At 73.9% G+C, this 20938-nt stretch carries 20 protein-coding genes; 13 read left to right on the top strand and 7 right to left on the bottom strand.

Annotation, left to right across the window (positions count from 1 at the left end; translation table 11 throughout):
* The first annotated feature begins 150 nt into the window (after positions 1 to 150).
* Together C892_RS0104475 and bldC are read left to right on the top strand one after the other, a co-directional pair.
* On the top strand, positions 151 to 1002 hold the full coding sequence (locus C892_RS0104475; protein WP_017556245.1) for a DUF8083 family protein: 852 nt from the start codon (positions 151 to 153) through the stop codon (positions 1000 to 1002).
* A 761-nt stretch (positions 1003 to 1763) separates the two neighbouring features.
* The gene (bldC, locus tag C892_RS0104480) at positions 1764 to 1967 is read left to right on the top strand and encodes a developmental transcriptional regulator BldC (protein ID WP_011293174.1); all 204 of its coding nucleotides are present in this window, start codon (positions 1764 to 1766) and stop codon (positions 1965 to 1967) included.
* Between the two features lie 170 nt (positions 1968 to 2137).
* On the opposite strand, the gene C892_RS32100 is transcribed toward bldC, so the two are convergent.
* From C892_RS32100 to C892_RS0104510, 5 genes are all read right to left on the bottom strand, one after another.
* Positions 2138 to 3718, bottom strand: coding sequence for an ABC transporter ATP-binding protein (locus C892_RS32100; RefSeq protein WP_017556246.1), 1581 nt, complete (start codon positions 3716 to 3718; stop codon positions 2138 to 2140).
* Positions 3712 to 4605, bottom strand: a complete 894-nt coding sequence (locus C892_RS0104495) for an ABC transporter permease (protein WP_017556247.1) — start codon at positions 4603 to 4605, stop codon at positions 3712 to 3714. The genes C892_RS32100 and C892_RS0104495 overlap by 7 nt, the downstream gene beginning before the upstream one ends.
* Positions 4606 to 5625: an ABC transporter permease gene (locus C892_RS0104500; RefSeq protein ID WP_239647256.1), complete on the bottom strand. Its 1020-nt coding sequence runs from the start codon at positions 5623 to 5625 to the stop codon at positions 4606 to 4608.
* Positions 5626 to 5706: 81 nt separating this feature from the next.
* Positions 5707 to 7260: an ABC transporter substrate-binding protein gene (locus tag C892_RS0104505; RefSeq protein WP_017556249.1), complete on the bottom strand. Its 1554-nt coding sequence runs from the start codon at positions 7258 to 7260 to the stop codon at positions 5707 to 5709.
* Between the two features lie 158 nt (positions 7261 to 7418).
* Positions 7419 to 7784 carry a YkvA family protein gene (locus C892_RS0104510; RefSeq protein WP_017541347.1) on the bottom strand — a complete coding sequence of 122 codons (366 nt, stop codon included), beginning with the start codon at positions 7782 to 7784 and terminating at the stop codon, positions 7419 to 7421.
* A gap of 103 nt (positions 7785 to 7887) precedes the next feature.
* Here C892_RS0104510 and C892_RS0104515 point away from each other — a divergent pair, with 103 nt between their 5' ends.
* The 6 genes from C892_RS0104515 to C892_RS0104540 all read left to right on the top strand — a co-directional run bounded on the left by C892_RS0104515 (position 7888) and on the right by C892_RS0104540 (position 12677).
* The gene (locus C892_RS0104515) at positions 7888 to 8781 is read left to right on the top strand and encodes an N-acetylmuramoyl-L-alanine amidase (protein WP_017556250.1); all 894 of its coding nucleotides are present in this window, start codon (positions 7888 to 7890) and stop codon (positions 8779 to 8781) included.
* A gap of 53 nt (positions 8782 to 8834) precedes the next feature.
* A complete protein-coding gene (locus tag C892_RS0104520; protein WP_017556251.1) occupies positions 8835 to 9323 on the top strand; it encodes a DivIVA domain-containing protein in 489 nt (162 codons plus the stop codon).
* 71 nt (positions 9324 to 9394) lie between these two features.
* Complete coding sequence (locus tag C892_RS0104525; RefSeq protein WP_017556252.1) at positions 9395 to 10108, top strand: DivIVA domain-containing protein; 714 nt, start codon at positions 9395 to 9397, stop codon at positions 10106 to 10108.
* Between the two features lie 198 nt (positions 10109 to 10306).
* Positions 10307 to 10537 (top strand): DUF6504 family protein, encoded by a 231-nt coding sequence (locus C892_RS0104530; protein ID WP_017541343.1) that lies wholly within the window; start codon positions 10307 to 10309, stop codon positions 10535 to 10537.
* A 40-nt stretch (positions 10538 to 10577) separates the two neighbouring features.
* Positions 10578 to 11255 carry a response regulator transcription factor gene (locus C892_RS0104535; protein ID WP_017541342.1) on the top strand — a complete coding sequence of 226 codons (678 nt, stop codon included), beginning with the start codon at positions 10578 to 10580 and terminating at the stop codon, positions 11253 to 11255.
* A gap of 12 nt (positions 11256 to 11267) precedes the next feature.
* Positions 11268 to 12677, top strand: coding sequence for a sensor histidine kinase (locus tag C892_RS0104540; protein ID WP_017556253.1), 1410 nt, complete (start codon positions 11268 to 11270; stop codon positions 12675 to 12677).
* Positions 12678 to 12703: 26 nt separating this feature from the next.
* On the opposite strand, the gene C892_RS0104545 is transcribed toward C892_RS0104540, so the two are convergent.
* Positions 12704 to 13618: a TAXI family TRAP transporter solute-binding subunit gene (locus tag C892_RS0104545; protein WP_017541340.1), complete on the bottom strand. Its 915-nt coding sequence runs from the start codon at positions 13616 to 13618 to the stop codon at positions 12704 to 12706.
* A 253-nt stretch (positions 13619 to 13871) separates the two neighbouring features.
* Here C892_RS0104545 and C892_RS0104550 point away from each other — a divergent pair, with 253 nt between their 5' ends.
* The gene (locus tag C892_RS0104550; RefSeq protein ID WP_017556254.1) at positions 13872 to 15398 is read left to right on the top strand and encodes an SLC13 family permease; all 1527 of its coding nucleotides are present in this window, start codon (positions 13872 to 13874) and stop codon (positions 15396 to 15398) included.
* 113 nt (positions 15399 to 15511) lie between these two features.
* Here C892_RS0104550 and C892_RS0104555 read toward each other — a convergent pair whose 3' ends face one another.
* The gene (locus C892_RS0104555) at positions 15512 to 16210 is read right to left on the bottom strand and encodes a type II toxin-antitoxin system RelB family anti-toxin (protein WP_017556255.1); all 699 of its coding nucleotides are present in this window, start codon (positions 16208 to 16210) and stop codon (positions 15512 to 15514) included.
* A 143-nt stretch (positions 16211 to 16353) separates the two neighbouring features.
* On the opposite strand from C892_RS0104555, the gene C892_RS0104560 reads away from it, so the two are divergent.
* The 4 genes from C892_RS0104560 to C892_RS0104575 are packed head-to-tail and all read left to right on the top strand — an operon-like array spanning position 16354 to position 20923.
* Positions 16354 to 17106, top strand: coding sequence for an aspartate/glutamate racemase family protein (locus tag C892_RS0104560; protein ID WP_017556256.1), 753 nt, complete (start codon positions 16354 to 16356; stop codon positions 17104 to 17106).
* A 40-nt stretch (positions 17107 to 17146) separates the two neighbouring features.
* Complete coding sequence (locus C892_RS0104565; protein WP_017556257.1) at positions 17147 to 18676, top strand: NCS1 family transporter; 1530 nt, start codon at positions 17147 to 17149, stop codon at positions 18674 to 18676.
* Positions 18677 to 18719: 43 nt separating this feature from the next.
* Positions 18720 to 20525, top strand: coding sequence for a cytosine permease (locus C892_RS0104570; RefSeq protein ID WP_017556258.1), 1806 nt, complete (start codon positions 18720 to 18722; stop codon positions 20523 to 20525).
* On the top strand, positions 20522 to 20923 hold the full coding sequence (locus C892_RS0104575) for a PIN domain-containing protein (RefSeq protein WP_017556259.1): 402 nt from the start codon (positions 20522 to 20524) through the stop codon (positions 20921 to 20923). The genes C892_RS0104570 and C892_RS0104575 overlap by 4 nt, the downstream gene beginning before the upstream one ends.
* Positions 20924 to 20938 lie beyond the last annotated feature (15 nt).

Below are 20938 nucleotides of genomic sequence, written 5' to 3' on the forward strand. Positions count from 1 at the left end.
GACGACTGGCGCCAGCTTACGTACGGATACAACCGTACCCGGTTTACAACCGACCTGCCTACGCCGCCCACGCCTAACGGGCGCGATACCGCACACGGCCCGCCCGGGGGACGGGTGCCCCCGCGCCGGGTTGTGTGCCAGGATGCGATCGTGCTCCCCTACACCGCCTATCTCCGCGTATACCAGCCCTTGGAGGCGTTTCCCAGCGCAGAGCGCGCGTACTGGAAGGAGTACGCCGAATCCGCGGAGCGGCCGCGCCGGGTCGAGGCGCTGGCCGCTGAGCACCGGGACAGCCTGCGGCGCCTGGTCGCGTCGCCGCCCGAGCCCGCTCCGGCGGCCGAGAGCGGCGACGCCTACGTGCGGCGGATGGGCGGGCGCACCTATGTCTGCCCGTGGCAGACGCGGCTGCGCTCCTGGCTGGGGCTGCGCGAGTTCCGCGAGGAGACCCCGGCCCGGCTGCGCCCGGCCTACCTGCCCGACGAGGCGTGCGAGCGGGCCGACGAGGCGTTCCGCCGCTGGCGCGAGCGCGGTGAACCGCTGCGCACCCGGATCCTGACCAGCACCTGGACGGTGCCGCTGCCGTGGTTCGCCCCCTTCGCCCCCGAGGAGCGCTGCCTGATGCTGGAGCGCGGGGCGGACTCGGTGGCCGCGCCGCCGCGGGTGCTGCTGTACGTGACCGAGGTGGCGCAGGCCCGCGAACGGCTGGAGCGCGTGGTGGGCGTCCTGCAGGAGCACGTGGGCGACAGCGCCCCGCTGGCCGGGGCCGAGCGGCTGGAGGACTGGCTGGCGGCGGTGGCGCACCCGTCCGCGCTGCTGGAGCTGGACTACGGCGGGCTGGCGTACCTGCTGGACGACGAGGCGCTGCGCGAGGACGAGTCGGTGGCCGAGATCGACGCCGCCGTGCGCGGGCTGGACACCGGGCAGGAGGAGCTGGCGGTGGCGATGTACCAGCGGGTGACCGGGCGCTGGAAGGCCGTCCAGGCGCTGGAGCACGCCAACTGACACCGCCCCCGCTACCGGCCGCGGGCATGCGGAGGACCAATACAGGGTCACGTGTCGGCACGGTCCCGGTCCGGTTCCGGCGCGGTCCGACATGAGATTCCCTCACGTCCGGCACCCCGCGCCACGCCCGGCGACAACCTGGTGTACCAGGTTTCTCACGCAGCGCCACTAATTTCTTCGCACGTCAGGACGGGTGAAGCCGGGACGAGGCACGCATCCCGGCATCATCGTTGACGAAATTGGGCATACCAGTCGATAGACAACCACATAGACTGTGTCCAATCGGTCACCGAGCGCACTCTCGGTAACCGGGAATCCGTGCCACGCCGACGATCCGGGCATGCCGCGAGGGAGAGGTCGATGGGAGTAGACCTATACGGCGGTCGCCGGACCCGCCTCCGGTCCGAACCGCCCTCGCGGCCGCGACCTGCGGACATCCCGCGCAGCCCGCCGACGCGGAGGGGTTAGCGCCCGGTCCGCCGTAGCACTTTCGGTCTGCCGGATCGAGAAAAACAGGGCCGGAGAACGAAGTTTTGACCGAATACGCCACATGCCACTAAACGTGTCGCTAGAATCACTCAGCGTGACGCAGCACTTGGGCGGCTTTGGGACCTCCCATCAGACCAAGTCGCGTTAAGTGGCTGTGCAATCACCTCGGGTGATGCCAATATAGACCTAGAGGGCAATATTGGACATCCGGGCCAAGTGCCAGGATTAAGGCTCAGGATCGGCACACAGATCCAGGAGGAGAGGCCGTACACATGTCAACTCGCACGCCCGAGGCGGAGCCCCTGTTGACCCCTGCCGAGGTCGCGACCATGTTCCGCGTGGACCCCAAGACCGTCACGCGCTGGGCCAAGGCCGGCAAGCTGACCTCGATTCGGACCCTGGGCGGCCACCGCCGATACCGCGAGACGGAAGTGCGGGCGCTTCTGGCAGGGATCCCCAGCCAGCGCTCGGAGTGATCTCCCCGGTTCGTGCCGCATCCGGGGGGAGCAGCCGATCCCCGGGAGGGCCCACCCGCCCTCCCGGTAGGCGCAAGGCGGGCCGCCACTAAGGCGGCCCGCTTCCGCGTTGCCGAAGGGCGGAGGGGCCCGGTCAGGGCGTGGAGCGGGGGCGGACCCGTGGAGCAGGGCTAAGGGGTCGCCTCGATCATGCGGGCGAGGACCGGGGCGGTCCGCTCGGCCTCGGCCGGGGCCGTGGCGGCGGGGACGTCGGCCACCGAGCGACCGCCGTCCAGGACCAGGAGCCGACCGGCCATGCGCCGGGCCACCCGCAGGTCGTGGGTGACCATGACCAGGGTCCTCCCCCGGGACTCGGCGGCCAGCAGGTCCAGCACGCGCTCCTGGGCGAGCACGTCCAGGCCGCTGGTGGGCTCGTCGGCCAGCAGCACCGAGGGCCGCACCGCCAGGGCACGCGCCACCGCCACCCGCTGGCGCTCGCCGCCCGACAGCTCGGTGGGCCGCCGCCCGGCCATCGCCGGGTCCAGCCCCACCCGCTCCAGCAGGCCGGCCACGCGGTCCGCCGCCTCGCGGCGCCGCGTCCCCGCCGGCAGCGCGTCGGCCACCGCCCGGCCCGCCGTGTGGCGGGGGTCGAAGGAGCTCAGCGCGTCCTGCGGGATCCAGCCGATGCGGCGGCGCAGCGCCCGCCGCTCCCGCTCGGGCAGCGCCCACACGTCGGACGCGCCGAAGGCACCGACCCGGCCGCTCTGCGGGCGGTCGAGCAGCGCGGCCACCCCCACCAGGGTCGACTTGCCCGACCCGCTGGGCCCGACGACGGCCACCGCCTCCCCCTCGCCCACCGCGAGGTCCACGCCGCTCAGCGCCTCCACGCGGCGCCGGCGGCCGCCGAGGCGGCGTGAGACCCCTGCCAGTTCGATCGCGGCGCTCACCGGGCGCCTCCGCGCGCCGGGGAGGGCGTGGCGACGGCGGGCGCCGCGGCCCGGACCAGCTCCCGGGTGAAGGGGTGGCGGGGGGGAGCGCAGCACCTCGGCGGCGGGGCCGGACTCGGCGATGCGTCCGCCGTCGAGGACCGCGACCCGGTCGGCCCAGCGCGCGGCCACCGCCAGGTCGTGGGTGATCAGCAGCAGGGAGCCGCCCTCCGCGGTGCGGGCGCGCAGCATGTCGAGCACGCCGGCCTGGGTGACGGGGTCGAGGGCCGAGGTGACCTCGTCGGCCACCAGCAGCCGCGGACCGAGGACGCAGGCCAGGGCGAGCGCCACCCGCTGGGCCTGACCGCCGGAGAGCTCGAAGGGGTAGGCCCGCCACAGGCCCTCGGGGTCCTCCAGGCCGACCGCGCGCAGGGCGTCGGTCCCCCGCTCCCGGCGCTCGGCCCGGGGCACCCCGTGCGCCTTGAGGGTCTCGGCCAGGTGCGCGCCGACGGCCGCGGTCGGGTTGAGGCTGGCCTGCGCCTCCTGGAAGGCGTAGCCGATGCCCGGGCCGCGCAGGGCGCGCATCCGGGCCGGCGGCAGGGCCATCAGGTCGACGACGGCGCCGTCGGCCCCGGTGAACCGGGCCGTGCCCGAGCGCTCGGCGCCCTCCGGCAGCAGGCCGGCCAGAGCACGCGCGGTCAGGCTCTTGCCGCTGCCGCTCCGCCCCACCAGGGCGGTCGCCTCGCCCGCGCGCAGCTCCAGGTCGAGGCCCTCGACCACGGACCGGCCGCCCACCCGGACCCGCAGTCCGGCGATCTCCAGGACGGTTCCCGCGGTGCTCACCATGTCCTCCCCTCTCCGGCCCCCGGCCGCTCCAGACCGGTGGAGACGGCATTGACCGCGATGATGGTGGCCACGATCGCCCCGGCCGGGAGCGCCACCGTGTACCACTGGCCGGTCAGCAGCAGGGCGCGCGCGTCGGTGAGCATGGTGCCCCAGCTGGGAATGTTCGGCGGGATGCCGAGCCCGAGGAAGCTCAGGGTGGACTCGGTCAGGATGGCGTGGCCGACCTCGAAGGCGGCGATCGCGGCGATCGGCGGCAGAGCGTTGGGCACCAGGTGCCGCAGGAGGATCCGGGTGCGCGAGTGGCCCAGGGACCGGGCGGCGCGCACGAACGGGCGCTCGCGCAGGGCGCGGACCTCGGCGCGGGCGATCAGGGCGACGGGCATCCAGCCGGTGGCGGCGATCGCCAGCACCACGGTGGCCGGGGACGGGCCGGCCACGGCGGCCAGGGTGAGGGCGACCAGGATCATCGGCAGCGCCAGGAGCGCGTCGGCGGTGCGGGTGACCAGCGTGTCCAGCCACCGGGGGCCGAGCGCGGCGGCGGCGCCGACCGCGGTTCCGGCGGCGACGGTGAGCAGGCTGGCGGCCGCGCCGACCAGGAGCGAGTAGCGGGCGCCGTGCAGCATCCGGGCGAGCAGGTCCCGGCCGAGCCGGTCGGTGCCCAGGGGGTGGCCGGGGCTGCCCGGCGGCAGCCCGGTGGCCGAAGTGTCGGTGGCGATCGGGTCGTGGCCGGAGAGCACCGGCGCGAGCGCCGCCGCCAGGACCATCAGGGCCAGCACCGCCAGCCCGGCGGCGAGCCCGGCGCGCCCCCGGATCCTGGGGGCGAGCAGCGCCGCCGGGGTGGCCGGGCGCGGCGCCGGAGGGGTGCGCAAGGCCGATTCATCGTGCATCTATGCCTCCCTCAGGAGCCGGACCCGGGGGTCGAGGCGGGCGGCGGCGATGTCGGCGGCCAGGTTGGCGGCCACGACGATCGCCCCGGTCACGAGCACCACCGCCAGCAGCACCGGGTAGTCCTGCGTCTGAGCCGCCTCCAGCGCCAGGCGTCCCATCCCGGGCCAGGCGAACACGACCTCCACCGCGTACGCCCCCGCCAGGAGCTGGGCGACGCCGACGCCGAAGCGCGCGGCGAAGGGGACCAGTCCCGGCTTGAGGACGTGGCGGACCCGCACCGTCCCAGGGGTGAGGCCGCGCGCGTGCGCCGCCGTCACGTGCGGGGACGAGCGGACCCGGCGCACGCCGCTCTCCACCAGGCGCACGTAGACGCCGAAGTGGTGGCCGAGCGTCAGCGCGAGTGCCGGGAGCACCACCGAGGAGGCGACCGTGGCGGCGTCCAGGGGCTGTCCCGGCCGTCCGATGCCCCCCGAAGGGAACCACCCCAGCCAGACCGACCCGGCGAAGAGCAGGAGCAGCGCGGCGACGAAGCCGGGCAGGCCGCCCAGGGCGAACACGGCCAGGCCGATGCCCCGGCGCAGCGCCGCCGAGCGGGCCAGACCGGCGACCAGGCCCAGGGCCACCGCGCCGACCAGGCTGAACACCGTCGCGACCGCCGCCAGCAGCAGGGTCCACGGCAGGGCGTCGGCCACCTGGTCGGCGACCGGGCGCCCGTTCATGTACGAGGATCCGAGGTCGCCGGTGAGCACCCCGCCCAGCCAGTCGGCGTAGCGGACCGGCAGCGGGGCGTCCAGGCCCATGGACGCGCGCAGGGCCGCCACCTCGGCGTCGGGCACCGGGCGTCCGCCCGACCGCGCCTCCAGCACCGACCGCGCGGGGTCGCCGGGGGCCAGGTCGAGCATGAGGAAGCAGAAGACCGACAGGGCGGCGAGCACGGCCAGTGCCGCTCCCGCCCTGCGGAGCGCGAATCCGGTGACGGCGGTCTCCTCGTCTCTCCTGGCCGCGCCGCCGGTCGTCACCGGAGGGGCGGGTGACGGCCGGCGCGCGGAGCGGGCTTCTCTACATCAGTGGTGGCGGACCCTCAGCGGCCGGCACCGGGGTCAGGAGGAATAGCTCCAGTCCTCCGCGTTCCAGAAGAACCCGTAGCCGTGGTGGGCCAGCGCCCTCTCCTTGGGCCCCTCCAGGTTCTCCGGAACCGCGTTCACGGCGTCCAGGTAGGACACGAACACGTACGGCGGGTTCTCGGCGATCGCCTCCTGGAAGTCGGCGTAGGCCTTCGCGCGCTCGTCCCTGTCGTTGGTGCTGCGCCCGTCCTCCAGGGCCGCGTCGACGTCCTCGTCGGCGTAGCCGCCGTAGTTGGAGCCGCCGTCGTCCAGCGCCTCGCTGGAGTGGAAGGGGCCGAACAGCGAGGTGTCCGGGTCGTAGGGGGTGCCCCAGCCGATGAGGAAGGCCTCCAGCCCGGCCCAGTCGACCGCGTCGCGCGGCTTGGGCTCGGCGGTCACGTCGAAGCCCTGCTCGCGCAGCTGGGTGGCCACGACCTCGATCATGGCCGAGCGCACGCCGTCCTCGGCGAACGTGGTCAGCTCGAAGGCGTAGGGCTCGCCGTCCTTCTCCCAGACGCCGTCCCCGTTGAGCTCGTAGCCGTCGTCCTCCATGATCTCCTTCACCCGGTCGGGGTCGAAGGAGTAGTCGGCGGCGTCGGTGCCGAAGGGGCTCTTGTCGAGCGGGCCGGAGGCCGGGGAGCCGTAGCCGTGCAGCACGCTGTCGATGACCGCGTCGCGGTCCACGGCGTAGTTCATGGCCGTGCGCGGCTCGGGGTCGGCGAACCGCTCATCGGTCATGTTGAACAGGATCCCCCGGTAGTCGGCGGTGGGGAACCGCTCGGTCCGGTAGCCCTCGACGTCGAAGCCGTCGGCCTGGCTGGGCTCCAGGTAGGCCGCGTCGACCTCGCCGTTCTGCAGGCTGATCAGGCGCGCGGCGGCGTCGGGCACGTAGGAGACGGTGACGCCGTCCAGCCCGGGCGCGCCGCCGTAGTAGTCACCGAAGGCCGACAGGGTGGCGTACTCGCCGTGCTTCCACTCGTCCAGGCGGAAGGGGCCGGTCCCCACCGGGTTCTCCCCGAAGCCGGGGTCGTCGACGCCGCTGTCGGCCAGCAGGTGCTCGGGCAGGATGCCGTTGGAGAGGGTGTCCAGCAGCGCCGGGGTGGGCTCGCTGAGCCGCATCACCACGGTGTGCCCGTCCTCGGCCTCGACCTCCTCGACGTTGGCGAACTTGTTGCTCGTGGGCAGGTCGCCGTCGCGCACGCCCTCGACGGTGAAGACCACGTCGTCGGCGGTGAAGGGCTCGCCGTCGTGCCAGGTGACCCCCTCGCGCAGGGAGAAGGTGTAGGTCCGCTCGTCGTCGGCGACGTCCCAGCTCTCGGCCAGGGCCGGCACGACCTCGTTGTCGGCGTCGTGCGCGGTGAGCCCGCGGAAGACCATCTCGGTGACCGGGTCCAGGTGCTCGGAGACCAGGGCCGGGTTGAACTGGTCGGGCTCGTCGCCCAGGGCGTAGGTGAGCGTGTCGCCGTCGTCGGCGCCGCCCTGCGCCGAGCACCCGGCGGCGATGAGCGCGAGGCAGGCCCCGGCGGCGGCCAGGGATCGCGAACGGAACATTTTTCCCCACTAGTTGCGAACGATTTGCAACTGACAACCGTACGCTCCTGGTGCGCGGCGTCGCCCCGCAGGGGTGGGCCCCGCCCCCGACACAGTGCGGCCCCCGCCCGTGACCTGGGCGGGGGCCGCACTGTGTCGGGGAGGGGGAGGCGGGACGCTCAGTCCACGACCCTCCCCTGGACGTACTCGCGCCCCTGGCTGCGCTCCCACTCCAGGAAGCGCTCCGTCTCACCCATCAGGCCCGAGGCCAGCCACACCGCCACGACGGCGTCGTCGGCCAGCCCGAAGAGCGGGATGAACAGCTCGGGGACGAGGTCGACGGGGCTGAGCACGTAGACGAGCGCCGCGAGGAACAGCAGCACCCGGGAGGCGGGCATCTGGGTGTAGCGGCCGGTGATCCGGCCGCCCAGCATGCGGGGCACCGCCGTGGCGCGCGCCCACAGCGTCGGCTTTCCGGGCTCGATCCCCTCGTGGACCACCTGCCAGGCGGCGGCACCCGCAGCGGCGCGGTTGGACTTGCGCATCCGACCCCCTCGGTCGTTCTCCGGTCAGGGGCGTCGCACCCCCTACTCACGATATGACGCGACGGGGGCGCGTGGTGTTCCCCGGACCCGTTACCTTGGCCCAATGCCCCACATGCGCCCCCTCGGCCCCGCCGCCCTCGCCGCAGCGCTGCTCGTCCCGATCGCCGGGTGCACCTCGGCCGCGGACGGCGCCGAGCCCCACCCGCAGGCCGGGGTGCGCCCCGGCGCTTCGGAGGAGGACGGGTCCGGCGCCGGGACGCCCGACGCACAGGACGGGCGGGCGGACGGCGACGACGGTGCCGAGGACGGCGACGGCGGTCCGCTCAGCGGGTTCACCGTGGTGATCGACCCCGGCCACAACGGCGGCAACGCCGGCGCCTCGGAGGAGATCGGCGCGTCCGTCCCGGCCGGCCCCGGGGAGAAGGAGTGCGACACCGTCGGCGCCGAGAGCGCGGACGGCTACCCCGAGCACGCCTTCAACCTCGACTTCTCCCTGCACATGCGCGAGGAGCTGGAGGAGCGCGGGGCCGAGGTGGTGCTCACGCGCGAGGACGACGAGGGCGTCGGGCCCTGCATCGACGAGCGGGCCGCGATCGGCAACGAGGCCGGCGCCGACGCGGCGGTGTCGGTGCACGCCGACGGCGGGTCGGAGTCCGGGCGCGGATTCCACGTGATCGCGCCCGGCGAGGTGGAGGGCTTCACCGAGGGGATCGTCGCCCCGTCCCGGCGGCTGGCCGAGGAGCTGCGCGACGCCTTCGCCGAGGACGCCGGCCTGCCGGCCTCCGACTACCTGGGCGAGGACGGCCTGGACGAGCGCACCGACCTGGGCGGCCTGAACCTGTCGACGGTGCCCAAGGTGTTCCTGGAGGCGGGCAACATGCGCAACGCCGAGGACGCCGAGCTGCTGGAGGACCCGCAGTGGCGGGAGGAGGCCGCGGTAGTGGCGGCCGGGGCGGTCGCCGCCTTCCTCACCTCCGGGGACGCCGGCCGGGGCTGACCGGGACCGGCCCGGCCCTCCCCCGCCGAACCGCCCTACGGCATGATCGCCCCATGTCCGATCTTCCCGCCCGCCTCTCCGAGCACTTCGGCCCCCGGCGCCCCGTCTTCGACACCGTCCTCCGCGGCTTCCACCGGGGCCAGGTCAGCGCGCTGGTCGACCGCGTCCTGGCCGACGACCCCGCCCTGACCGCCGAGGAGCTTCGCGCCACGGAGTTCGACGTGGTCCTGCGCGGCTACGACCGCACCCAGGTGGCCGCCTATCTGGAACAGGCCGTCGACCTCCGGGAAGGCGGCACCGCCGCCCACGGACCCCCCGCGTCCCCCGACGGCGCGGCGGAGCCGCCCGAGTTCGACGTCGTGATGCGCGGCTTCGACCGCGGCCAGGTGGCCGTGCTCGTCGGCCGCTACCTGGCCGGCGACGCCTCCCTGACCGCCGAGGAGCTTCGCGCCACGGAGTTCGACGTGGTCCTGCGCGGCTTCGACCGCACCCAGGTGACCGCGTACCTGGAACAGGCCGCGAACCGCCTGCAGGGCCGCTGAGCAGCCGCTCCGCGCCCATGTCCCCGGGGGCGGAGCAGGCGTACCGACCGATGGGTCGGCACAATGGGTACATGCCTCTGACACCCGCCGAGATCAGGAACAAGCGGTTCACCCTGGTGCGCCTGCGCCCCGGATACAACGAGGACGACGTCGACGCGCTCCTGGACCGGGTGGAGGAAGCCTTCGCCGCGATCGCGCGCGGCCGCGCCGAGGAGCCGGTGATCACCGCCGCCGAGGTGGAGGACTCGGTCTTCCGCGGCACCCGGCTGACGGCCGGCTACAAGGAGGACGAGGTCGACGACTTCCTCGACCAGGTCGCCGCGGAGCTGCGCGGCCACGGGCTGGCCCGCCCCGGCGACCGGCCCCGGCCCGGGGCGTCCGCCCCGGTGGACCGGGGCGCGCCCGCGCCTCCCCCGGAGCCGCCCCGCGCCCACGCCGAACCGGCGGCGCCCGCCTCCGGGGGCGCGAACGGGGCCGGGCCGTCGCCCGGGGCGCCGCAGGGGGCGATGTCCCCCGAGCACGTGCGGAACAAGAGGTTCGCCACCACGCGCCTGACCACCGGCTACAACGAGGACGAGGTCGACGCGTTCCTGGACAGCGCCGAGGTCACCCTCTCGGCCCTGATCAACGGGCGTCCCGACCGGGCGCTGCTGACCGCCGCCGACGTGGAGCGGGTGCGCTTCTCCACAACCCGGGCGCGACCGGGCTACGACCCGGCGCAGGTCGACGCGTTCCTCGACGAACTCGCCGCCGAGCTCCGCGGGTACGAGCCCGACCACGCGTGACCCCCGGGCGGGCCGCTCCCCGCGACACGCCCGGCAGGCGATCGTTCCCGATCCGCTCATGCCCTGCCGAGCAGCGGCTGTGCCCCCTCGGCCGCCCCGGCGGTGCGCGGCGGGCCGCATACGGTGCGGCGTCCGTCCTAGGGTGGGCACCGGCGCGGAGCGCTGGGAATGCGAACACCTGTTCGATACGCTTCCCGGGTGAGTCTCTTCAACGAACGGATCGACGTCCGAACGACCGCTGCCGGCCGCCCCTCCCTCTTCGCCTGGAGGGGGCGCCTCTACCGGGTCCAGCGGGTCATCGGCCACTGGGAGGGCGCGGTCGACCTGGTGCGCGTGGCCGCCGAGTCCGACCGGGGCGAGCCCAGCATCGCCGACATCTCGGTCGACCGCACCACAGAGGACTGGACGATGCGCCGCCACTGGAGCTGACCCGGGCCGTTCCCCGGGAACGGCTCTACGATTGTCGGCGATGCGCATACTCGTGGTCGAAGACGACGACCGGGTCGCGCGCGGGCTGGTGACGGCGCTGCGCAACGCCCGGTACGAGGTCGAGCGGGCGGCGACGGCCCAGCGGGCGGTGGAGGCCGGCCCCGCCGACGTCGTCCTGCTCGACCTGGGGCTGCCCGACGCCGACGGCATCGACGTGCTGCGGCGGCTGCGCGAGCGCCCCGGGACCGCGATCATCGCCGTCACCGCCCGCGCCGAGGAGCGCGAGCGGGTGCGCGGGCTGCGCGCCGGGGCCGACGACTACGTGGTCAAGCCCTTCGGCATCGCCGAGCTGCTGGCCCGGGTGGAGGCGGTGCTGCGCCGGACCCGGGCCGAGCGGGCCGCCGCGGCGCCCGACTCCCCGCTGGCGGTGGGGCCGCTCGACGTCGACCCGGGGCTGCGCCGCGCCGCCCTGGACGGCGCGCCGCTCACCCTCACCCGCAAGGAGTTCGACGTGCTCGCGCTGCTGGCGGCGCGGGCGCCCGCGGTGGTCGGCCGGGACGCCATCCTCGACCAGGTGTGGGGGACCTCCTGGGAGTCGTCCTCGCGCACCCTGGACACCCACATCGCCTCGCTGCGGGGCAAGCTCGCCGGGGCGGTGCTGATCCGCACCGTGCGCGGGGTCGGCTACCGGCTGGCCCCCGCCGGCGAGGACGGCTGAGCGGGCCGCGCCGTGCTGCGCCGCCTGCTGGCCCTCCTGGTCCCGATCGCCTTCCTGCTCACCGCCTCGCTGGCGGTCCCGCTGGGCGCCGTCACCGCCCAGCGCCAGACCCAGGAGATGTACGTGGACCGGCTCAACGACGCCGGCCGGTTCGCCTCCCTGGGGGCGACCGCCCTGCGCACCGGCCGCACCGCGGGGCTGCGCGGGGAGCTGGAGCGGTACGGGGAGCTCTACGGCGCCCGGGTCGCGGTGGTCGACCCCTCCGGTGCCTCCGTGCTGGCCTCCTCCCCGGAGGCGGCCCGGACCGCGCAGGGGCGGCCGGAGGCCCAGCGCGCGCTGGGCGGGTTCCGCCCCGCGCCGCCGACGGCGGTGTGGCCCTGGTCCGACGAGGACCTGGTGATCGCCGAGCCGATCGGCCGGGACAGCGGCGTGGAGGGGGCGGTGGTGCTCTCCGCGCCCACCGGGGAGCTGCGCGCGCGGATCCTGCGCTCGTGGGCGATGATGGCGGCGCTGTCCATGGCGCCGCTCGTGGGGCTGTCGGCGGTGGCCTGGCCGCTGTCGCGGTGGGTGCTGCGTCCGGTGCGCCGGCTGGACGAGGCGACCGCGGCGATCGCCGAAGGCGACCTGTCGGCCCGGGCCGACCAGGCGGGCGGGCCGCCGGAGCTGCGCCGGCTGGCCTCGTCCTTCAACGCCATGGTGGACACGGTGGAGCGGGCCCTGCACCGGCAGCGGGCGTTCGTCTCGGACGCCTCCCACCAGCTGCGCAATCCGCTGGCGAGCCTGCGGCTGGCGGTGGAGAACCTGGAGCCGCTGCTGCAGGGCGAGCAGGCGCGCCAGGCGCAGGCCGACGCGGTCGAGGAGGCCAAGGCGATGCACCGGCTGCTCAACTCGCTGACGGCCGCCACCCGGATGGAGAGCTTCCGCGCCTCGGAGCCGGTGGAGCTGGACGAGGTGCTGGCCACCCGGCTGGCGCGGTGGCGGGCCCTGGCCGAGGTGCAGGACATGGAGCTGGAGACGCGCGTGCCCGAGGGGCTGCGCGCGCTGGCGCCCCCGGGCGGGCTGGGCAGCGTCCTGGACGAGCTGATGAGCAACGCGATCCGGCTGTCGGGGGGCGGCAGGATCCGGCTGAGCGCGTCGGCCGCGGACGGGGCGGTGGTGCTGCACGTCGCCGACGACGGGAGCGGGCTGGACGCGGACGAGCGCGCCAAGGCCCTGCAGCGCTTCTGGCGGGGGCCGCGCCACCAGAACGTGGAGGGCACCGGACTCGGTCTGGCGATCTGCGCCGACCTGGTCGAGTCGTCCGGCGGGAGCCTGCGCCTGCTGCCGGGCCTTCCCCGACCCGACGGCGGCTTCGGCCTGGACGTGGAGGTCCGCCTCCCCGAGGCGCCGGCCTCCCCGCAGCAGGAGGAACGGCGGCGGTAGGTCCGCCTGCGGGCCGGCGGGGCCTGCTACAGCTTCTGTTCGCGGAACCATCTCCGGGCGCCCGGGTGGAGGGGGACCTCGCCGGTGGCGATGCCGGTGCGGATGTTGATCTGGGCCGCCTCCGGGCGGCGGGCGGCCAGTTCGGCCGAGCGGGTGAAGACCGTGGCGGTGACCGCGGCCGCGACGTCGTCGGGCAGGTCGGTGCGGGCCAGCAGGATGTTGGGCACGGTCAGCGTCGGGGTGGCCGCCACGCCCTCGTACCCGCTGGCCGGCAGCGTCGCCGGCAGGTACACCCCGGGCTCGTCGCCCGCCAGCAGGTCGGCGGCCCCGCCCAGGTCCACCGCGCGCAGCCGCATCCGGCCCGCCAGCCCGGTGATCGCCGGGGTGGGGATGCCGGTGAGGGAGAACATCGCCTCGATCTCCCCGTCCTCCATGAGCCGGGCCGACTCGGCCTGGTTCAGCAGGATCCCGTCCATGCGCACCCCGGTCAGCGCGCTGAGCCGCCGCACCGTGTACTCGGTCCCCGAGTCGGCGGCGCCGAAGGACACCCGGCGGCCCTCCAGGTCGGCGAGCTCCTCGACGCCGGAGCCCGCCGGGACCACCAGGTGCAGGTAGCTGTCGTACAGGCGGCACAGCGCGGCCGTCCCCCCGGCGCCGCCGGGGACCGAGTCCAGGCTGACCATGGCGGTCTGCACCGCGCCCTCGTCGAGCAGCCGCATGTTGTCGGTGGAGGCCCGCGTCCCGCGCACCTCGACCTCGGTGTCGGGCAGGGCCGCACGCAGCTCCTCGGCCAGGGCCGCGCCGATCTCCCGGTAGACCGCGCCCGGCGGGCCGGTCGCCAGCACCAGGCGCGGATAGGGCGCGGGGGCCGGAGCGGAGCAGCCGGGGGCCGCCGACGCCAGCGCTCCCGCGGCGGCCGCGCCCAGGGCCCCGCGCAGCACCGCGCGCCGCCCGGGCGGCCGCGCCCTCCGTTCGTCTCCCACGCGAGCAGGATAGACACGGCGCACCGCAGGTGGGACCGCGGGTACGGACGGTCCGGCGAATGTCAGAGAAATCCCAAGTTTTGCCGCGATGTTTGCGTGGGCCGGACCACAGTGACCAGGCTCACCCCGTGACCGCGGAGACAACGGGGCGATTCCGCGGAAACCCCGCACCCGCACCACCCCGCCCCACCTCCTGAGGAGGCTGCACACCATGTCGAGCGCCCAGGGCTCCGACACCCCCGCCGCCGAGGCCCCCGCGGCCGACGGACCGGCCCCGAACGGCTCGTTCACGAGCAAGGCCGTCGGCCTGCTCGTCGGACCGGCCGTGATGGGCCTGCTCATCCTCGCGTTGCCGGACTCGCTGCCGGTCGAGGGCCGGATGACCGCCGGGATCGCCGGGCTGATGGCCGTCTGGTGGGCCACCGAGGCCATCCCGCTGCCGGCGACCGCACTGGTCCCGCTGGTGCTGTTCCCGGTCCTGGTCGGCGCGGACATCGGCGACGTCGCCGCCCCCTATGCCAGCGACATCATCTTCCTGTTCATGGGCGGCTTCATGCTGGCCCTGGCCATGCAGAAGTGGAACCTGCACCGGCGGATCGCCCTGAGCATCGTCGCCGCCGTGGGCAGCAGCCCGGTCATGCTGATCGCCGGGTTCATGCTGGCCACCGGGTTCATCACGATGTGGGTCAGCAACACCTCCACCACCATCATGATGCTGCCGATCGGCGTCGCCGTGATCGGCATGGTGGCCCAGCTGCGCGGCGGGCGCACCGACCCGAACTTCGCGACCGCGCTGATGCTGGGCATCGCCTACGCGGCCTCCATCGGCTCGGTGGCCACCGTCATCGGCACCCCGCCCAACGCGTTCATGGTCGGCTACCTGGCCGAGAGCCACGACATCCACGTCGGCTTCGCCGAGTGGATGATGGTCGGCCTGCCGCTGGCCGCGGTCTTCCTCGTGGCGGCCTGGCTGGTGCTGACCCGCCTGGTCTTCCCCCCGCAGATCAAGGAGCTCGACGGCGGTCGGGAGCTGATCCGCGACGAGCTGCGCGCGATGGGCCCCATGTCGCTCCAGGAGAAGCTGGTGCTGGGCATGTTCGTGCTCGCCGCCGCCTCCTGGGTGGGCGTGCCGCTGCTGGCCGACTCGCCCGTGGGCGGGGCGGCGCCGTGGCTGGCGAACATCAGCGACGCCGGGATCGCGATGACCGTGGCCGTGCTGCTGTTCCTCCTGCCCGCCGGCAGGGGCGACGGCTCCCGGCTGCTCGACTGGGAGACCGCGGCGCAGCTGCCCTGGGGCATCCTGCTGCTGTTCGGCGGCGGCCTGAGCCTGGCCGGGCAGTTCGACGGGAACGGGCTGAGCGGCTGGATCGGCGAGCAGGTCGGCGGCATCCCGGTGCCGGTGTGGGTGCTGGTGCTCCTCGTGGCCGGCGTGGTGCTGCTGCTGACCGAGCTGACCAGCAACACCGCCACCGCGGCGACCTTCGTCCCGGTCATGGCCGGTGTGGCGGCCGGCGTGGGCACCGACGTGATGACGCTGGTCGTGCCCGCGGTGCTGGCCGCGTCGCTGGCCTTCATGCTGCCGGTGGCCACCCCGCCCAACGCGATCGTGTTCGGCTCGGGCCACGTGGGCATCCGCCAGATGATGCGCGGGGGCGCCGTCCTCAACATCATCGCCCTGGCCCTGATCATGCTGGTGATGTACACGATCGCCGGCCGGGTCCTGGACTTCGCCCTCTAGGGCGACCGCGGAAGGCCCGTCCCCTCCGGTCCTTCCGCCCAGGGCGGTGTCCGCGCGCCCCTCCCCTCCCTGCGCGCGGGCACCGCCCTTCTTCGTGTGCGCGCGGCGGGGCCTCAGCCGAGGTTGAGCCAGATCGCCACGGCGGTCTCGGCGCCCTGGTTGGAGATCCGGTGCGGCGTGGTGGAGGGGTACATGATCGAGTCGCCCGGGTGCAGCTCGTGCGTCTCGAAGCCCACGTCCACGGTGAGCACGCCGCTGACCACGTTGCCGATCTCCTGGCCGCGGTGGCGCACGTACTCGGCGTTCTGGCTGGAGAACGCCCCGGGCGGGTACACCGACTCGAAATAGTTCAGTCCGCGTACGCCCGCGGGGGACAGCCGGCGGTAGCGCACCCCGTGGTCCAGCTCCAGGGTGGCGGCCTCGTCCCGGCGGACGAGCTGCACCCCGTCGGGTGCGCCGGCGCCTCCGGGGTCCTCGGGGAACTGCGGGAAGCCGGGCGCGGCGGTATCGCCCCCGTCGGCGCCCCCGTCGCCGCCGCTGTCGGCGTCCGCCGGCTCCTCGCCGAAGGCCGAGGACATGGGCGCGTCGAGCTCGGTGAGGATCTGGTACAGCCGGGTGACCGACGGGCGCATCTTGCCGCGCTCGATCTGGGAGAGGGCGCTGGCGCTGATGCCGAGCCGCCCGGCCAGCTCCCGCAGGGACAGGCCCCGGCCGGTGCGCAGCTCGCGGATCCGTTCACCGAAGCGCTGCTCGTCGAATCCCGCGCGGGCGAGGGCCGTGGCGGCGTTGGGGGCTTCCGGGGAGTCGTCCATGGCGCTGTTAAGTATAGATGTCGCCCGCGTGAAGCCATTGCTTTATGGCTCGTGAAGTAATAGCTTCACATCACGTGGCGGGCATCACACGTCCCGCCCGTCCGCCCCGTACCGGCCGCCACGCCCCGGACGAAAAGGACCCCATGCGCATCCTGCTGGTCAACGTCAACACCTCCGACCGCGTGACCCGCGCGCTGGCCGACGAGGCCCGGTCCGCCGCCCGCCCGGGGACCGAGATCGTTGCGCTGACCCCCCGCTTCGGCCCCGAATCGGTCGAGGGGAACTTCGAGAGCTACCTGTCGGCGGTGGCGGTGATGGACCGGGTCGCCTCCTACGAGGGGCCCTACGACGCGGTGGTGCAGGCCGGGTTCGGCGAGCACGGCCGGGAGGGCCTGCAGGAACTGTGCCCGGTCCCGGTCGTCGACATCACCGAGGCCGCCGCCCAGCTCGCCTGCCTGGTGGGCGGGGAGTACGCGGTGGTCACCAGCCTGCGGCGCACGGTCCCGCAGATCCGCGCCCGGCTCCGCCTGGCCGGGCTGGACACCCGGTGCGCCTCGGTGCGGGCCAGCGGCCTGCCCGTGCTGGAGCTGGAGCGCGACCACGGCGCCGCGCTGCGCGCGATCGCCGCCCAGGCCGAGCGCGCCGTCGAGGAGGACGGCGCGGACAGCATCGTGCTCGGCTGCGCCGGAATGGCCGGGCTCGCCGAGGCGGTGCGCGAGGCCGCCGGGGTCCCGGTGGTCGACGGCGTGGCCGCCGGGGTCGCCCTGGCCGAGTCCCTGGTCGGGCTGGGCCTGTCCACCGGCCGCAGGGGCGCCTATGCGCCGCCCCTGCCGAAGGAGATCACCCACTGGCCGCTGAGCGCCGCCCTGGACGGCGCCCCCGCCCCGCACGCATGAGACAGAGCCCCGGCCCGCCCGGAGATTGCGAGGATCCCCCATGGAAGCGCCGGCCCCTGGCAGCCGCGCCCGCGGCGCCCCGGCACGCGGCGGCCACCGCCCCGTCAACCACCTGCTCGAAGAGTCCATCCTGCCCACCTGGCTGACCCAGCGCCCCATCTCGGTGTGGGGGTTCGCCTGGATCTGGGTCGGGCTGGCGGTGGTCATCGTGACCTTCCAGTACGGCGCCAACGGCGTGGAGGGCGGCGTCCCGCTCGCACAGGTGATGGCGGTGGTCTTCACCGCCACCCTGGCGCTGGCGGTGGTCATGACGCTCACCGCCGACATCGGCACCGAGCACGGGCTCTCCTTCGCCGTCTACCTGCGCGCCCCCTTCGGCACCGTCGGCACCCACTTCCCGTCGGTCTCCCGCGGCCTGGTCGCCGCGTGCTGGTTCGGCATCCAGACCTACCTGGGCGCCCTGGCGGTCAACGGGCTGGTCGAGTACTGGACCGGGTTCAGCTCCTGGCCGGTGTGGTACGCGGTGTTCCTGGCCGTGCAGGTGGTCAACGTGGCGCTGGGCATCAAGGCCGTGGAGCGCCTGGCCTCCCTGGCGGCCCCGTGCATCCTGGCCATCTCGCTGTGGATGTACCTCACCCTGGACGGCGTCGCCGAGCTGGAGGGGCGCAACATCTGGACCTTCGCCGGCGACGGCGACACCACCCTGCTCGCCCTGTTCCTGGTGAACATGGTGGTGTGGGCGCCGCTGGCGGTGGACATCCCCAACATCACCCGGTTCGTGGCCGCCCCGTCCGGGCACCGCGGCTTCCTCCGGCGCAACCGCAACGTCATCGTGGCCCAGTTCGCGGTGCTGCCGGCGATGCAGACCTGGATCGCCTTCATCGGCGCGGTCTCCTTCATCGTCACCGGGAACTGGAACCCCATCGACGTCATCCGCGAGCAGAGCACGGGGGCCGTGCTCGGGGTGCTCCTGGTGATGGTGCTGCTCGCCCAGTGGTCCACCAACACCGCCGCCAACGTGGTCCCGGCGGCGCTGAACTTCGTCAACGCGGCCGCGCCCCGGCTGTCCTACCGGATGGGCGTGGTGCTGGCGGGCGCCGTCGGCACCGCGGTGATGCCCTGGCTGCTGCTGGACAACCTGTTCACCTTCCTGAGCTACTACGGCGGGTTCATCGCGGCCATCGCCGGGATCATGATCGCCGACTACTACGTGCTGCGCCGCCGCCGGGTGAACGTGCCCGACCTGTACCGCCCCGACGGGCAGTACCGGTACGCCCGCGGGTTCAACCCGGCGGCGCTGATCGCCTGGTCCTCCGCCTCAGCGATCGCGCTCTGGCAGCCCGACTACGCCTACGTCATCGGCTTCCCGGTCGCCTTCGCCGCCTACCTCGTGCTGATGAAGGCGTGGATCCTGCCGCGCCACCCGCAGGCCGAGATCGGCGCCGAGCGCCCGGACGACTACCTGGCCACCAGCGTCGGGGCGAGCTGGGTCTACGACCCGGCGACCGACGCCTTCTCCCGCCCGTCCGTCGCCGACCTCCCCCAGGACCGGGCCCGCTCCGACATCTGAGGCGCTCCGCCGCATCCCCACCCGCCGATTCCGAGGACCCGCCATGACCGACCCCACGACAGCGGCGCCGGCCCCCGCCACCGACCAGGCGGCCGCCGCGCCCGCGTCCGTCCCGGGCGCCGACCCGGCGCTGTACAACGACGACATCGCCCCGCTCCCGCAGAAGAAGCGCACCTGGGGCACCTTCGAGATCTTCAACGTGTGGTCGAACGACATCCAGAGCCTGTTCGGCTACACGCTCGCCGCCACCCTCTTCGTCTCCTACGGCCTGAACGGGTGGGCCGTGTTCGCGGGCATCATGCTCGCCGGCGTCATCATCATGGTGCTGTGCAACCTGGTCGGCCGCCCCAGCGTCCGGCACGGCATCCCCTACGCGGTGGTGGCCCGCGCCTCCCTGGGGGTCTACGGCACCCAGTTCCCGACGATGCTGCGGGCGGTCACCGCGGTGTTCTGGTACGGCGCGCAGACCTACTTCGCCTCGACGGCGGTGGCGCTGATGATCACCGCGCTGTTCGGGCCCGGCCCGGACGCGACGTTCCTGGGGATGTCGGCGGTGGGGTGGCTGTCCTACGCCATCGTGGCGGTGTTCCAGCTCGCCCTGTTCGTGGGCGGCATGCGGTGGATCGGCACGTTCCTGAACTGGGCGGGCCCGGCGGTCTACGCGGTGATGATCGCCCTGATGGCGGTGATCTGGTGGCGTGCCGGAGGCGGACTGCTCGCCGAGATCGGCACCGTCTTCTCCGGCTCGCAGGGCGGCTCCGAGCAGGCCGGCGGCGTGAGCGCCTTCTTCGCGGTCGTGGGCACGATGGTGGCCTACTTCGCGGCGGTGGTCGTCAACTACGGCGACTTCGCCCGCTTCGTCCGTTCGGAGCGGCCCATGAAGCTCGGCAACCTGCTGGGGCTGCCGGTGAGCCTGGCCGTGTTCTCCTTCCTGGCGCTGATGATCACCGCCGGCACCGGGGTGCTGTACGGCGAGGCCCTGACCAACCCCTCCGACATCGTCGAGCAGGTGGACAACACCGCGCTCACCGTGGTGGCGGCGCTGACCTTCTTCGTCGCGACGGTGGGGATCAACCTGGTCGCCAACTTCATCCCGCCGGTGTACGCGCTGGCCAACCTGGCGCCTTCGCGCATCACCGCCTTCACCGGCGGCCTGGTCACCGCGGCGGTGGGCTTCGTGGTCGGCGGCCTGTGGGTGGCGTTCATCGAGGGCATCGGCATCGCGGCGTTCGTGGACACGCTGGGGGCGGTGCTGGCGCCGCTGTTCGGGATCATCGTCGCCGACTACTACCTGCTGCGCCGGCAGCGCCTGGACGTGCAGGCCCTGTACTCCTCCGCACCGGACGGCCCCTACCACTACACGCGCGGGTGGAACCTGCGCGCCATGGCGGTGTTCGCGGCCGCGTCGGTCTTCTCGATCGCGGCGGTGTGGCTGCCCGCCCTGGAGTTCCTCTCCGGCTTCGCCTGGATCCTGGGCGCCGCACTCGGCGCGGTCCTGCACTGGGCGGTCATGCGCGGCCGGGTGGCGGCCGCTCGACCGGCGATCCGCCGTTCTCCGGACACGAGCCGCTTACTTGAGTATGATGAGAGCATGGCCGACACCACACGCATCACCGTGACGGTCCCGAAGGAGCAGGTCGAAGCGCTGAAGGAGTTGACCGACAACGTCTCGGCCTATGCGGCAGAGGCCATCGCTCAACAGATCCGACATCATCGCCTTGAAGAGGAACTGCGGCTCCATCAAGAGGAGTTCGGTGAGTTCACTGAGGAGGAGCTGGCCGAAGCTCAGGAGCGTATCGATTCCGCGTTCCGACAGGACACAGGCGAGTCGGGAAACAGGGCCGCATGACCACGAACCCGGCGACCGTCGTACTGGACTCCCAGGGGCTCTCGGCCTGGCTGGAGAACGACCGCAAGGTCGTAGCGATGTTGCAGAGGTTCAGCTCGGCGAAGAGCGCGCTGGTGATCGGCGCCAACACCATCATCGAAGTCAGCCACGCACGGACGAACCTGGCGCGCATGCACTGGATCCTGTCCCAACTCAAGATCGAGCCGGTGACCGAGCAGGCGGCGGTGTCGGCCGCGCGCCTCCTCAAGGAGGCAGGCGTCCACGGCCACAAACACGCGATCGATGCCACCGTCGCAGAGGTCGCGCTGCGCCAGCCGGGTCCCGTCGCCCTTCTCGCCTCTGATCCCGATGACATGAGGCGGCTCTGCGGAGAGCGGGTGGCGGTCGTCCCGGTGTGAGTCCACGGGCGCGGG

Source organism: Nocardiopsis baichengensis YIM 90130 (genome assembly GCF_000341205.1).
GTDB lineage: Bacteria > Actinomycetota > Actinomycetes > Streptosporangiales > Streptosporangiaceae > Nocardiopsis_A > Nocardiopsis_A halophila.

Excerpts from the sequence above, each read along its gene's own strand:
- bldC (WP_011293174.1), top strand. The coding sequence starts at position 1,764 with ATGTCAACTCGCACGCCCGAGGCGGAGCCCCTGTTGACCCCTGCCGAG.
- C892_RS32100 (WP_017556246.1), bottom strand. The coding sequence starts at position 3,718 with ATGGTGAGCACCGCGGGAACCGTCCTGGAGATCGCCGGACTGCGGGTC.
- C892_RS0104495 (WP_017556247.1), bottom strand. The coding sequence starts at position 4,605 with ATGCACGATGAATCGGCCTTGCGCACCCCTCCGGCGCCGCGCCCGGCC.
- C892_RS0104505 (WP_017556249.1), bottom strand. The coding sequence starts at position 7,260 with ATGTTCCGTTCGCGATCCCTGGCCGCCGCCGGGGCCTGCCTCGCGCTC.
- C892_RS0104510 (WP_017541347.1), bottom strand. The coding sequence starts at position 7,784 with ATGCGCAAGTCCAACCGCGCCGCTGCGGGTGCCGCCGCCTGGCAGGTG.
- C892_RS0104515 (WP_017556250.1), top strand. The coding sequence starts at position 7,888 with ATGCCCCACATGCGCCCCCTCGGCCCCGCCGCCCTCGCCGCAGCGCTG.
- C892_RS0104520 (WP_017556251.1), top strand. The coding sequence starts at position 8,835 with ATGTCCGATCTTCCCGCCCGCCTCTCCGAGCACTTCGGCCCCCGGCGC.
- C892_RS0104525 (WP_017556252.1), top strand. The coding sequence starts at position 9,395 with ATGCCTCTGACACCCGCCGAGATCAGGAACAAGCGGTTCACCCTGGTG.
- C892_RS0104535 (WP_017541342.1), top strand. The coding sequence starts at position 10,578 with ATGCGCATACTCGTGGTCGAAGACGACGACCGGGTCGCGCGCGGGCTG.
- C892_RS0104550 (WP_017556254.1), top strand. The coding sequence starts at position 13,872 with ATGTCGAGCGCCCAGGGCTCCGACACCCCCGCCGCCGAGGCCCCCGCG.
- C892_RS0104555 (WP_017556255.1), bottom strand. The coding sequence starts at position 16,210 with ATGGACGACTCCCCGGAAGCCCCCAACGCCGCCACGGCCCTCGCCCGC.
- C892_RS0104560 (WP_017556256.1), top strand. The coding sequence starts at position 16,354 with ATGCGCATCCTGCTGGTCAACGTCAACACCTCCGACCGCGTGACCCGC.
- C892_RS0104565 (WP_017556257.1), top strand. The coding sequence starts at position 17,147 with ATGGAAGCGCCGGCCCCTGGCAGCCGCGCCCGCGGCGCCCCGGCACGC.
- C892_RS0104570 (WP_017556258.1), top strand. The coding sequence starts at position 18,720 with ATGACCGACCCCACGACAGCGGCGCCGGCCCCCGCCACCGACCAGGCG.
- C892_RS0104575 (WP_017556259.1), top strand. The coding sequence starts at position 20,522 with ATGACCACGAACCCGGCGACCGTCGTACTGGACTCCCAGGGGCTCTCG.